At 46.2% G+C, this 12,707-nt stretch carries 12 protein-coding genes; 5 read left to right on the forward strand and 7 right to left on the reverse strand.

Features of this window, described 5'->3' with window-relative positions:
- Positions 1–8: 8 nt before the first annotated feature.
- From ODOSP_RS07240 to ODOSP_RS07255, 4 genes are all read left to right on the forward strand, one after another.
- On the forward strand, positions 9–1,481 hold the full coding sequence (locus ODOSP_RS07240) for a complex I subunit 4 family protein (protein ID WP_013611701.1): 1,473 nt from the start codon (positions 9–11) through the stop codon (positions 1,479–1,481).
- A gap of 28 nt (positions 1,482–1,509) precedes the next feature.
- Complete coding sequence (locus tag ODOSP_RS07245; RefSeq protein WP_013611702.1) at positions 1,510–2,937, forward strand: NADH-quinone oxidoreductase subunit N; 1,428 nt, start codon at positions 1,510–1,512, stop codon at positions 2,935–2,937.
- A gap of 209 nt (positions 2,938–3,146) precedes the next feature.
- On the forward strand, positions 3,147–4,064 hold the full coding sequence (locus ODOSP_RS07250; protein ID WP_041556525.1) for a ketopantoate reductase family protein: 918 nt from the start codon (positions 3,147–3,149) through the stop codon (positions 4,062–4,064).
- The gene (locus ODOSP_RS07255) at positions 4,061–4,711 is read left to right on the forward strand and encodes an HAD family hydrolase (protein WP_013611704.1); all 651 of its coding nucleotides are present in this window, start codon (positions 4,061–4,063) and stop codon (positions 4,709–4,711) included. The genes ODOSP_RS07250 and ODOSP_RS07255 overlap by 4 nt, the downstream gene beginning before the upstream one ends.
- Before the next feature lies 1 nt (position 4,712).
- On the opposite strand, the gene map is transcribed toward ODOSP_RS07255, so the two are convergent.
- The 3 genes from map to ODOSP_RS07270 form a co-directional block, all read right to left on the reverse strand.
- Positions 4,713–5,573 (reverse strand): type I methionyl aminopeptidase, encoded by an 861-nt coding sequence (map, locus tag ODOSP_RS07260; protein WP_013611705.1) that lies wholly within the window; start codon positions 5,571–5,573, stop codon positions 4,713–4,715.
- A gap of 203 nt (positions 5,574–5,776) precedes the next feature.
- Positions 5,777–7,141 carry an MATE family efflux transporter gene (locus ODOSP_RS07265; RefSeq protein ID WP_013611706.1) on the reverse strand — a complete coding sequence of 455 codons (1,365 nt, stop codon included), beginning with the start codon at positions 7,139–7,141 and terminating at the stop codon, positions 5,777–5,779.
- Between the two features lie 21 nt (positions 7,142–7,162).
- The gene (locus ODOSP_RS07270; RefSeq protein WP_013611707.1) at positions 7,163–9,271 is read right to left on the reverse strand and encodes a DUF3352 domain-containing protein; all 2,109 of its coding nucleotides are present in this window, start codon (positions 9,269–9,271) and stop codon (positions 7,163–7,165) included.
- 103 nt (positions 9,272–9,374) lie between these two features.
- On the opposite strand from ODOSP_RS07270, the gene ODOSP_RS07275 reads away from it, so the two are divergent.
- Positions 9,375–10,700 carry an MATE family efflux transporter gene (locus tag ODOSP_RS07275; RefSeq protein WP_013611708.1) on the forward strand — a complete coding sequence of 442 codons (1,326 nt, stop codon included), beginning with the start codon at positions 9,375–9,377 and terminating at the stop codon, positions 10,698–10,700.
- 25 nt (positions 10,701–10,725) lie between these two features.
- Here the strand turns inward: ODOSP_RS07275 and ODOSP_RS19885 are convergent, their stop codons facing one another.
- The 4 genes from ODOSP_RS19885 to ODOSP_RS07290 form a co-directional block, all read right to left on the reverse strand.
- Positions 10,726–10,923: a hypothetical protein gene (locus tag ODOSP_RS19885; RefSeq protein ID WP_147347706.1), complete on the reverse strand. Its 198-nt coding sequence runs from the start codon at positions 10,921–10,923 to the stop codon at positions 10,726–10,728.
- Between the two features lie 31 nt (positions 10,924–10,954).
- On the reverse strand, positions 10,955–11,410 hold the full coding sequence (locus ODOSP_RS07280; RefSeq protein WP_370751983.1) for a hypothetical protein: 456 nt from the start codon (positions 11,408–11,410) through the stop codon (positions 10,955–10,957).
- An 8-nt stretch (positions 11,411–11,418) separates the two neighbouring features.
- On the reverse strand, positions 11,419–11,898 hold the full coding sequence (locus ODOSP_RS20195; RefSeq protein WP_013611710.1) for a hypothetical protein: 480 nt from the start codon (positions 11,896–11,898) through the stop codon (positions 11,419–11,421).
- An 84-nt stretch (positions 11,899–11,982) separates the two neighbouring features.
- Positions 11,983–12,618, reverse strand: a complete 636-nt coding sequence (locus tag ODOSP_RS07290; RefSeq protein WP_013611711.1) for an HAD family hydrolase — start codon at positions 12,616–12,618, stop codon at positions 11,983–11,985.
- Positions 12,619–12,707: the final 89 nt, after the last annotated feature.

Below are 12,707 nucleotides of genomic sequence, written 5' to 3' on the forward strand. Positions count from 1 at the left end.
TGAACATTATGAATTTCTTATCCTTATTCGTTCTGATCCCGGTTTTGATGTTAGGAGGTTTACTTTTGGCATCGGACATCAAACAAATTCGTGCAGTTTGTGCGACAGGAGCTTCCCTCCTGCTGCTTCTTGCCGTAGCACTGACGGTATTGTTTCTGGGAGAAAGGAACAGCGGAAATACGGCAGAAATGCTTTTCACCGCCAGCAGCGTGTGGTATGCCCCGTTTCATATTCATTATTCGGTGGGGGTCGACGGCATTTCGGTCGCTATGTTATTATTATCTTCCATTATCGTATTCACCGGCATATTCACTTCGTGGAAGATGGAACTCTTGCCCCGGGAATACTTTATGTGGTTTTGTCTGTTGAGTATCGGTGTCTTCGGTTTTTTCATCTCCACCGACCTCTTCACCATGTTTATGTTTTATGAGATCGCCCTCATCCCGATGTACCTGTTGATCGGAGTTTGGGGCACCGGTAAAAAAGAATATGCAGCCATGAAGCTGACCCTGATGCTGATGGGTGGTTCGGCCCTGCTGCTCGTCGGGATATTGGGTATCTATTTCAATTCGGGAGCGACAAGCATGAACATTCTTGACATTGCGCGTCAGCATATTCCGGACGAATTGCAACGGTGGTTCTTCCCGCTTACCTTTATCGGTTTTGGTGTACTGGGAGCTCTCTTTCCTTTCCACACCTGGAGTCCCGACGGTCATGCTTCAGCGCCCACAGCGGTGTCGATGCTTCACGCCGGCGTGCTGATGAAACTGGGAGGCTACGGTTGTTTCCGGGTGGCCATTTGCCTTATGCCCGAAGCAGCTAAAGAACTTTCGTGGATATTCATTATCCTGACGGGTATCAGTGTGGTTTACGGTGCTTATTCGGCTATCGTCCAAACCGACCTGAAATACATCAATGCGTATTCTTCGGTCAGCCATTGCGGTCTGGTATTATTCGCAATCCTGATGCTTAATCAAACGGCCGTGACAGGAGCCATTATGCAGATGCTGAGCCATGGACTGATGACAGCATTGTTCTTCGCATTGATCGGTATGATTTACGGACGGACCCATACCCGGGATATCCGGGAAATGGGAGGCCTGATGAAAATCATCCCCTTCCTGGGGACCTGCTACGTGATCGCCGGTTTGGCTTCATTAGGACTTCCCGGTCTAAGCGGTTTTGTAGCCGAGATGACTATTTTTGTCGGTTCCTTTCAGCATGCCGATGTATTCCACCGGGTGATGACTATCCTGGCCTGCACTTCGATTGTGATCACTGCCGTCTATATCCTGCGGGTTGTCGGTAAACTACTCTATGGTAAAGTGGTTGACGAACACCACCTGCAACTGACCGATGCCGTATGGTACGAACGTTTTTCAGTCATCGTCCTGATCCTTGCCATTGCAGGGATAGGGCTGGCTCCGTTGTGGATATCGGATATGATCCGGGAAAGTTTAAACGGATTGTGGCCGTTTTAAGATATCGTAAATCGTAAAATTATTAAATATGGGATATTCTAATTTTCTGTTCCTAAAAGAAGAGCTTTCACTGATCGCCGTCATGTTGATCCTGCTGGTATACGACTTGTTCGGCTCTCAGAAAAGCCTGAAATATTTTCATCCGGTAGCCTGTGTATTGTTTCTGGCCCATACACTGCTAAATCTTTTCCCTGCCGGGACGGCAGAGGCTTTCGGAGGGATGTATGTGTGCACCCCCATCGGTTCGATCGTAAAAACTATCCTGAACACAGGTACGCTTATTGTCCTGCTCCAGGCTTATAATTGGGTAAACAGCGAGTCGGTCCTGATCCGCCGGGGAGAATTTTACCTGATTCTGTTCTCCTCCTTGCTGGGTATGTATTTCATGATTTCTGCGGGCAATTTTCTGTTATTCTTCATCGGTCTGGAGACAGCCTCTATACCGATGGCCGTGTTGTCTGCATTCGACAAATACAAACACCAGTCGGCAGAGGCCGGGGCTAAATATATTCTCTCGGCTACTTTCGCTTCAGGATTGTCGCTTTACGGTATTTCCCTGATCTACGGGACGGTCGGCACACTTTATTTTGCCGACATACCGGCAGGCATTTCAGGGAATCCGCTCCAATATATGGCCTTCGGATTTTTTATCGTGGGATTGTTTTTTAAGATTTCACTGGTGCCTTTCCACCAATGGACACCCGACGTTTATGAAGGTGCACCGACTACGGTGACTTCTTATTTTTCGGTAATTTCCAAAGGGTCTGCAGCTTTCGTACTGATGACTCTATTATTTAAAGTATTCGGTAATCTGGTGACAGAATGGCAGGCAATCCTGTATGTAATCATTATCGCAACCATCACCGTAGCCAACCTGTTTGCCATCCGCCAGCAGAATTTGAAGCGTTTTCTGGCTTATTCTTCGGTTTCACAAGCCGGATATATTATGCTGGGAGTGATCAGCGGGAGCGCTATCGGGATGACGTCACTGGTATATTATATCCTGGTGTATATGATCTCCAACCTGGCTGCTTTCGGGGTGATCGCCATCATCGAAAACCGGACAGGCAAGATCACGATCGACGACTACAACGGTCTGTATTCCACGAATCCGAAGTTAAGTATCGTCATGATGCTGGCTTTATTCTCTTTAGCAGGGATTCCTCCGTTTGCCGGTTTTTTCAGTAAATTTTTCATCTTTGCCGCCGCAGCCGAACAGGGATTTTATGTATTGGTATTCATCGCCCTGCTGAATACGATCATTTCCCTCTATTACTATCTGCTGGTTGTCAAAGCCATGTTTATCAACAAAACCGAAGAAGCTATCGCCCCTGTCCGTTCCGATATCTATACCCGTCTCAGCCTGATTGTCTGCACGGCAGGTATTCTGATATTAGGCCTGCTCAGCACAGTTTACGAACACATCGGTATGTTCAGCTTCGGCATAACGTTTTAGCTTATAAAGTCTTCGATCCTGCGGGCGCCTTGTCCGCGGGACTTACACAGTCCCCGGCGGCCAACATAGAGCCATAAACAAAGCACCCTCAGGATCGTTTATCGTAGAATCATTCTGTCACTTATTCGTTACAATTATTTAATTCCCCCTCATTTTTGATCTTTCTGACAAAAAACATACTTTTGAAGTCGAATCGGAAAGAAAGTAGTATGGAGATTAAAATTGCATTTTCAGGAATCGGCGGTGTCGGGGGTTACTATGGGGGCAGACTGGCTCATTTTTACCGGCAATCAGAAAACATTAAAATTTACTTTATTTCGAGGGGGGAAAATCTGGAAATCATTTCACGCAAAGGACTGAAAATTCAGACTCTGCACGAGGAAATCATCGCCCATCCGACCCTGGCGACTCATTCTCCGAAGGACATCGGCCCGGTCGACTATCTGTTCTGTACCACCAAAAGCTATGATTTAGCCGGAAATCTTGAAGAAATACGTCCTCTTATCGGGCCGTCGACCGTTATTATTCCTTTATTAAACGGAGCGAATATTACAGAAGCAATCCGGCGGCTAGTCCCGGGACACCAGGTTTGGTACGGTTGTGTGTATATCGGAGCCCGGCTTTCGGCTCCGGGAACAGTCAGTAAATTTACAGAGCAGGACCGGCTTTGGTTCGGTGATCCGGAAGGCAACCGTCTGCGTCAGGCCGAATTGCTGCAATTGATGAGCCGGGCAGGTATCTCAGCTTTAAATCCCGCAGACATACACGACCGGATCTGGAGAAAATTCTTTCTGATCTCTCTGAGTGCCACCCTCACTTCATACTACGATCAAAGCATAGGAGAAGTACTCGAATTTCATCGTTCCGGTTATGAAAAGCTGGGCGAAGAACTTTATGCAATAGCACAGGCACAGGGGATACATCTACCTCAAGATATGATCCGGCAAGTCATTGCCGACCAGGAGAAAATGCCTTATGACGCCACCACTTCGATGCATACGGATTTCAGGAAGCACAAACCGACAGAACTAGAGACGCTGACCGGTTATGTGGTTGAAAACGGTAAAGCCCTCCACCTTCCTGTACCTAGTTATGAAATGATGTATAAAGAATTGAAAACAAGATGAATAAAAAACTGGTTATATTCGATTTAGACGGGACGCTACTGAATACCATCGACGATCTCGCTGTAAGTGCCAACTATGCTCTCCGGCAACATGGCTATCCGGAACATGACTTGCCGGCTTACCGCTATTTTGTCGGAAACGGTATTACAAAATTGATCGAACGGGCTTTACCCGAAGCGGAACGCTGTGAACCGACTATCCTGCAGTTACGGGAAGAATTTGTAGGCTATTATCAGCGACACAAGACAGACCTGACCCGCCCTTATCCGGGTATCCCGGAATTATTGTCACACTTATCGGCCAAAGGTATACAGCTTGCTGTTGCTTCCAATAAATATCATCAGGGGACCGTCGAGCTGATCCGGCATTATTTCGGCACGGATCTTTTCAAGGTTGTACTGGGACAACGCGGGCACATACCTGCAAAACCCGATCCGGCAATTGTCTACGAGATCTTACACCTAACCGGAATAACTCCTGCGGATGCGTTGTATATCGGAGATTCGGGGGTAGATATGCAAACAGCCCGGCGCAGTGGCATCACTTCCATCGGCGTCAGCTGGGGCTTCCGTCCCCGTCAGGAACTGACAGAAAACGGAGCCTGTCATATTGTAGACCGTCCGGAAGAAATAATCCGTTATCTCTGATCTATCCGGTGATGATCTCCGCCCCGGTATCGGTGATCAGCACCGTATACTCCCATTGTGCAGAAGGCATGCCGTCGTCTGTCAATACCGTCCAGTCGTTATCGGCATCGATAAAAATTTTGCGGGATCCCATATTGATCATCGGTTCGATAGTAAATACCATTCCCGGTACCAGCAAAACACCGGTACCGCGGCGTCCGACATGGCTGACAAAAGGATCTTCATGAAATTTGAGTCCCACCCCATGCCCGCCGAATTCCCGTACGACAGAATACCCGTTGCCTTCGGCATGTTCTTGAACGGCAGCCCCGATATCCCCCAGGAAGCCCCAGGGACGGGCGGCTTGCAAACCGGCTTCCAGGCATTCTCGGGCTACCTGCACCAAACGCTGCATTTCAGGACTTACTTTACCGATCATAAACATCCGCGAAGCGTCCGAAAAATAACCATCCAGAATCGTAGAAACATCTACATTGATAATATCCCCATTTCTCAATACAACGTCTTTGGAAGGAATACCGTGGCATACTTCGTCGTTCACCGAGGTACACACACTCTTCGGAAATCCCTCATAATTCAAGGGAGCAGGAATAGCTCCGTGAGCGATCGTAAAATTGTAGACTAATGTATCGATTTCTTCCGTCGTCATACCTTCATGGATATGGGCAGCCACCAAATCCAAAACCGCCGTATTGATAGCGGCACTGCGGCGAATCCCTTTTATCTGGGCTGCCGTTTTAATCATTTTACGGGTAGGGACCCGGTATCCCTTCGCTTTGTAAGCCTTGATTTTTTGTTCTATATCAGCCAAATACACAGACTCACTCTCGGATAATTTTTCTTTACTTTTAAAAAGTCTCATTTCTTTTTACCTTATCGGCAAGATCCTTCTATCCTGTCAGTTTTTTAGCCCGGAGCAAATTTGCTCCGGGCTTGCAAGATACACAATTATTAAACAAGTAAATAATTTTTATCTGATTTCCATGTTACTAAAAAAGATGGCTGTTATATACATATTTACACTTATATGAAACATTACCCCCGTCCCTTTGTTTCAGCCTGCAATTAAGCTATCGTCTGCAGACCATGGGTTTTCTTCAGATACCAGTGTAATGTCAGAATAGCAGCTATAAAAGCCAATGTATCGGCTAGCGGCATACTTCCCCAAACTCCGTAAATATCCAAACCGGCCATATGGGGCAGCGTATAAAGCAAGGGAATTAAGAACAGTAACTGCCGGGCCAAAGACAAAAGAATAGAAATCTTTGCTTTCCCGATAGACTGGAAAAAATTAGTTATCACAATCTGTGCCCCTACCATCGGGAAAGACAAGATGGTGATACGCAGGCCGACTTCCGCTAATTTATTCAGTTCCGCATCGTCCGAAAACATCGCCACGATATGCCCGGGCAACAGCTCACTGCACACCCAACCTAATCCCATAATAGTCACAGCTATCCGGATCACTTTCTTCAACGTTTTCTGAACCCGTTCAAAATGCCTCGCACCGAAATTATATCCGACGACCGGTTGCATTCCTTGCGTCAATCCGATCACCACCATTACAAATAAAGTAGCCACCCGGTTGACAATGCCATAAGCACCGATGGCCAAATCTCCTCCATAAATCTTGAAGTTATGATTCAGAACGATCACTATCCCACTGGCACACACATTCAGGAGAAAGGGAGCCATTCCGATCGAGAAAATACTCATGATGACATGTTTTCTCAAGCGGTAAAACCCTCTTCGAAAATGGATGTAGCTGGAACTATGTAGAAAATGGTTCAACACCCATGCCAGCCCTCCCATCTGCGCCAGGATCGTAGCCGTCGCAGCTCCCCGGATTCCCCAATCGAGGTGGAAGATAAAAATCGGAGCCAGAATGATGTTTACTCCTACCGTCAGCAGGGACGATAACATCGCTTTTTTAGGATACCCCGTTGCACGCATCACATTGTTCAAACCGATAAATAAAAAAGAAACAGGATTTCCCAATAGCAACACCTGCATAAAATCGCGGGCATAGGGTAAGGTGGAAGTACTTGCTCCGAAAAAAATCAATATTTCATCCAGGAAATAATAGGTGATTCCTCCGAAACATATCCCTGTCAGGATACATAATATCAAAACATTATGCAACACTTCGGTCGCCTTCAGATCATCCTTCTGTCCCAAGTAAATAGAACTGATCGCAGCGCCACCGACACCGATGAGTGTACTGAAAGCGATAATCAGATTCATCAGCGGAAAAGTCAGGGCCAGTCCCGAAATAGCCAGAGGTCCCACTCCATGTCCGATAAAAATACTGTCTACGATATTGTACACAGACGTAACGGTCATCGCAATGATGGCAGGTATCGAATATTGTATCAACAACTTGCCGATGGATTCCGTTTCAAGTACATGAGGATTTTTTGTCTGTGTCATAGAGCGTTATTTAGTCGGGGATTAAAATTTCAATTTTTTTTCTATTTCCCCGGTTACTTTATAATATTTCCAGGTTCCTGTGCGTCGTCCTTTCTTATATTTTCCTTCTCCGAAGAGATGGCCGGTAGAATAATAGAAACGGGCCTCACCGTGCCTCAGCCCCCTATTATACTCCAACTCGGTTTTCAAAGTTCCATCGGAAAAAAATTCTTTATAAGCCGTAATCTTACCATTATCGTATGTCACCTGTACAGCAACTACCCCATCCGGATAGAAAAAACGGGATTCTCCCTGCAGCTTACCTTCCCGGTAGAGCAACTGCGCGACAACCTGCCCCTGCCGATCGGTAATCTTCCAAATGCCTTCCGGGTCACCGTTACTTAGTTTGCCGGCATAGTCCAGTTGCTCAGTCCGATAAGCATAATCTCCCCGGGTACTCACGGCGATGCTATCGGGAATCACCACATGATAATACCCGGACTCGATCAAGTCGGCCTGTTTTTCGAGTGACCGACTGAGTTCGCGGATCTCGTAATCCCGGGCAGCATCGACATTGTGAATAGCCACCAAATGCGTTTCATACCCACTTCCAGCATTGGTCAAAGTGAAACCGATGGCCTCGAAACTCTGAAAAGCCCCCTTATTCTTTACAAATTCAGCACGATCTTCCGGTGGCAAAGAACGAAAGAGATATTCGTAGGTCTCGGGCGAACTGACATATCCGTATATATTACTCCGGTTACCCAATTCACTCATCAGATCATTGTATTTTTCGTCCTGAACGAGGGTATTCCCCAAGGAATAATCTTTTATCATAGCAGCCAGGGTAGACGACGAATTACTGAATACCACATAATCGCCGATAAAGGTATAGTAGGGCTTGTCGAACTTACTGAACCATTTCCCCAGAAACATATTGAAAAAACCTTTCAGGCTGAGATAACCGATTGTATGTCCGTTATAATCGATATTCCGGAAACGCACAGGGGTCTTCCGCCCGATTTGTTCAGCCAGATAAGCCAGCTGATCTTTAGCCAGATCGATATCTTTGGCCCGGATGGCCAGTATCAGGTTATCCAGCCGGTTTTCCTGATCGACTGCCGGTTTGACAATCGCTATTTCATTCCCCATCCACGAAGTGAATAATCCGGCCAGATCCAATCCCAGAAATTTATTCAAGCGGGTTACGGTCTTTTCATATCCCTGAAATTCTTTCAGGTTATTTACCTTATAATCTTCCAGCAATATATTCTCAAGCTCTTCGAACGAACTGTAACATACCGATACGTATGCCGCCACATGATTACCGATAATCTCTCTGACCGACGATTTATTACCCTCCACCAGATTTAAAGCACTCCATAGTGAAAAGTTATGCCTGCTGGGATAGGTTTTCCCCGAAAAGGCAAGCGCTTTATCCTGCAGTTGCAAAGCTAACGCTGTCGTCTCGAAAGCAGAAGAATCGGCATTGGTGGCAGCTTCACCCCAAAGCATCTTCATCCATTTTTCGAACCGGGTATGTTCGAGTTCCAGACGGATATCCCCGGTATTGCTTTGTTCCTGGAAAGCCGGATGTCGCCCACAAGTCTTCCAGGCCCGGGTGACTAATTTTTCAGAAAAGGAGATAAACAACAGATTGGCTTTAATCGCATAATATAATTTCAGCTCCCCGATCCTGATCCCGGTAACGTCTCCCTTCCTGCTCATTTGTCCGTCGCCCAGCACCCCTCCCACCAAGCCGTCGAATGCCTGGATAACATTCAGTTTCCCAAGATCGCAGACATACAATAAGTCATAATCGGTTGCAGAAACCAAATGGCAGGACACCGCAAAAGGGCGGTCTGTCAGTAATTTTCTCAATCCGGGATATACCTCGCTCAACGAATCGGCCAGATTCAGATTGGCATGATATTCTTCGAAGTAAGGATATGCTTTCAGAGATGCCCAAATCCGATTCCGGTATAATTTGTCACGTATTCGATTAAAAGAAGGGGTCTCGACAATAAATACCGCATCTTCAGGGATTCCTTCCCTGACGCGATACATACCGGATTGACGGAAAACCAGATACCAAATTCCGCCTGCCGCCAAAAAAAGCAAGAGTACCCAAAACACCAGACGCCTTTTCATAAAATAACGAATAGATAGATTCAGACGAAAATACACAATTTTCTGCTATCTTTGCCGGTCCGATCTTTAAAAATACGCCTGGTTTTATATAAACAGAATCCATATGCGTTTTACAAATCGTCAAATCTTAAAAATTGCAGGTCCGATACTCGTCAGTGTCCTTATGGAACATCTGATCGGAATGACAGATACCGCTTTTTTGGGAAGAGTCGGAGAAGTAGAACTGGGAGCTTCAGCCCTGGCAGGAGTGTATTATCTGGCCATTTTCATGCTGGGTTTCGGTTTCAGTACAGGGGTACAGATTATGATCGGCCGGCGAAACGGAGAAGGAAATTATACGGCGATCGGCGAGCTGTTCAACCAGGGATTCGTATTCCAATTTCTTCTGGCTACTTTTATCTTTTTTGCTACCCGTTTCGGCTCTCCTTTGCTACTCCGGCATCTGATCGACTCGCCACAGGTATACGAAGCTACTTTAGAGTATATGAACCGGAGAATTTTCGGTTTGTTCTTTTCGTTTACGGCGTTGATGTTTCGTGCCTTTTATGTCGGAATTGCCGATACGCGGACACTAACCGCCAACTCCCTGGTGATGGTCGGTACGAATGTTGTGCTCAACTATATCCTGATATTCGGCAAACTGGGTTTTCCTGCTTTAGGAATTGCAGGGGCAGCGATTGCTTCCGTCCTTGCAGAAGTCACGTCGTTGCTCTTTTTTATCGTATACACCGGCTTGAAGATCGACCGGCAGAAATATCGTCTTTACCGTTTCCACCGCATAGAAATCCACTTACTCAAACGAATTTTGGGTATTTCGATCTGGACAATGGTGCAGGCATTTATTTCTATCAGCACCTGGTTTTTATTTTTTATCGCTGTCGAACACCTCGGAGAACGGCCTTTAGCCATTACCAATGTGTTAAGGAATATCTCCTCCCTTTTCTTTATTATCGTCAGTGCTTTCGCCACTACCGCCAGTTCATTGGTAAGTAACCTGATGGGGTCCGGAGATTCCGGCAGGGTAATGGATACTTTCAAAAAAGTGTCCCGGCTATGTTATGTTTTTATCCTCCCCCTGATATTCGTGATGGCTTTATTCCCCAACAGCGTCATGCGGATCTATACAGACAACTCCGCTCTTATCCAAAGCGCGGTACCGGCCTATTATGTGATGATCTTCGTCTATCTGGTCAGTGTACCGGCTAATATTTTATTCAATACCGTATCCGGAACAGGAAATACCCGTTCGGCACTTTTTATCGAGCTGATCGCTTTGGTGGCCTATGTCCTGTCGGTGATCTATCTGGTGATCTACCTAAAAGCCGACGTCGCTATTTGCTGGACAACCGAATACATCTACCTGGTTTGTATGTTTTCATTAACCTATTGGTATATGAAAAAAGGAAACTGGAAAAACAAAAAAATCTGATCCGCTTTATCCGTTTTTAGTGTTTTCACTCTGCGCGGCGACGACAGAACATACTTTTAAAGACTTGCCATCCCACTTCTCCCATCCAACGGTAAAGAATCGGTTTTCCCAATTGCCAGGCCATATTGATCCATGGATTACCCGCAAAGCCCGGGCCACCCTGCTTTTCACCATTATTCCTCCGGTGTGGCATAAGGACGGCAGAAATTTCTGACCACATCAACCGTCCGGCATTAGAGCGGATATATTGCCAGTCAGCGGAAATTTTCTCCTCCGTTTCCTGACACAGCCGTCGGATCTCCCGCTTCTCCAGGATAACCTGGCCGAGAGGGGTTTTGGGATTGACCTTTGTCGTCTTCATCGTCATTCGCTTGCAAAGCTTCGATAACCATATTCATTATCCCGATCCGGATTCCATGTTTCATTCCCCAGACTATCAAAGTGAACAATAGGTAAAAACCTCCGACAATCAGAAAACCGAGCGCCGGACTATCCAATAATTCCCCCAGATAGCACCCTAAGGCGACAAACAGAAACAGAACCGTAAAAAAGGACAGTAATAACAAGATAAGGCTATGTGAGAGAACTGCAAGAACGATAGCAGTCCTCTCGATAGCCATTAATTTCAGTAGACGGAGTTTCAACCTGGCATAAGTTGAAATATCTTCTTTCAATTCAGTAAATATTTTCCCTGCAGTATTCTCCATCACCTCCCTGGTCAGTTAACCGACTTTTCAGAGTTCTTTACCCGATCTTTCAGGTTATTCACGTCTTTCCGGTAACTTTCGGCATATTGGGCTTGTTTTTGTTCATCAGCCTCAGCCCTGTTGTCCATCGTTTGCCGGAAATCATTTGCTTTCTGAGAAAGGTCGTCGGCGGTAGCACTAGCCTTATTACCGGCGGCCTCAGCCCATTCTTCGGCTTTATCCCCGGCTTTACCGGCCCACTGGCGTGCTTTATCGCCAGCCTCTTCGGACCATTCCCCGGCCTTACCGGCAAACTTCGAACCGGCATGTTCAGCTTTTGCTTTTACTTTTGAGAATACCGACCGGGCACCGTCTTTGATCCCATGTCCCACTTCCCGCAGCTCTTCCTCCAGTTTCTGGCGATGTTCACCTGTCATCAGGTAGCCGACAGCGGCTCCGACAAGTGCTCCAATCCCCAAACCTAACAATAGTTTTGAATTCTCGCTTTTCATAATCTTTTGTTTTTATCGTATTGTACATACTCAACGAAAGGAGAAAGCAAAAAGTTTGGTTTTTAAATAAACTTAAAGCAAATTTCAAGACAACAACTCTAAAACCTTTTCCGGCCGGCTAAAATCAGGAATGACAGCTGAAACTTTATCGCCAATGGCCTCTTCAGGATTCGTCGTCGCCAATCCGATCACCCGCATCCCGGCAACCGTACCCGCTTGTATTCCGGAAAAGGAGTCCTCGAAAACGACACATTCTCCGGGATCCACCTGCAAATCCCGGGCAGCCAGCAAATAGCACATCGGATCGGGTTTGCCGGACGTTATCCGATCGGCCGTTACAATCGTATCGAAAACCTTCTCTATGTCCATGAGCTTTAAAGCACGCTCTATTTTAATCCGATAAGAACTGGTTACCAGGCCCACCCGATATCCCTTTGTTTTAAGCATATGCAAAAACCGAACGGCTCCTTTTACTTCCGGAAAATCCATCGTCTCTTCGTATTCATCACAGGCCCGGGTAATCTTCCCGAGTTCTTCGGAAGAATAATCCGAAAAATAAAGTTCATAAATCCGTTGTAAAGTCGTCCCTTTTATTTTTGCCGGAAAATCCGGAATACCGATATGATATTTTTCCGCCACTTGTCTCCAGAAAATATCGTAGAGCGGCTCCGTATCCGCCACTACACCGTCGAAATCAAAGAATATCGTCGTTATGTCCATAGTTATAAAGTTGCTTGATTAATGGAAAGCAAAGTTATTATTTTATTCAAAACATCCCCCCAAAGTTTTTATCTCACTTCGGGAGGATG

It is taken from the genome of Odoribacter splanchnicus DSM 20712, assembly GCF_000190535.1.
Lineage (GTDB): Bacteria > Bacteroidota > Bacteroidia > Bacteroidales > Marinifilaceae > Odoribacter > Odoribacter splanchnicus.

Excerpts from the sequence above, each read along its gene's own strand:
- ODOSP_RS07270 (WP_013611707.1), bottom strand. The coding sequence starts at position 9,271 with ATGAAAAGGCGTCTGGTGTTTTGGGTACTCTTGCTTTTTTTGGCGGCA.
- ODOSP_RS07290 (WP_013611711.1), bottom strand. The coding sequence starts at position 12,618 with ATGGACATAACGACGATATTCTTTGATTTCGACGGTGTAGTGGCGGAT.
- ODOSP_RS07240 (WP_013611701.1), top strand. The coding sequence starts at position 9 with ATGAATTTCTTATCCTTATTCGTTCTGATCCCGGTTTTGATGTTAGGA.
- ODOSP_RS07275 (WP_013611708.1), top strand. The coding sequence starts at position 9,375 with ATGCGTTTTACAAATCGTCAAATCTTAAAAATTGCAGGTCCGATACTC.
- ODOSP_RS07250 (WP_041556525.1), top strand. The coding sequence starts at position 3,147 with ATGGAGATTAAAATTGCATTTTCAGGAATCGGCGGTGTCGGGGGTTAC.
- map (WP_013611705.1), bottom strand. The coding sequence starts at position 5,573 with ATGAGACTTTTTAAAAGTAAAGAAAAATTATCCGAGAGTGAGTCTGTG.
- ODOSP_RS20195 (WP_013611710.1), bottom strand. The coding sequence starts at position 11,898 with ATGAAAAGCGAGAATTCAAAACTATTGTTAGGTTTGGGGATTGGAGCA.
- ODOSP_RS07255 (WP_013611704.1), top strand. The coding sequence starts at position 4,061 with ATGAATAAAAAACTGGTTATATTCGATTTAGACGGGACGCTACTGAAT.
- ODOSP_RS07265 (WP_013611706.1), bottom strand. The coding sequence starts at position 7,141 with ATGACACAGACAAAAAATCCTCATGTACTTGAAACGGAATCCATCGGC.
- ODOSP_RS07245 (WP_013611702.1), top strand. The coding sequence starts at position 1,510 with ATGGGATATTCTAATTTTCTGTTCCTAAAAGAAGAGCTTTCACTGATC.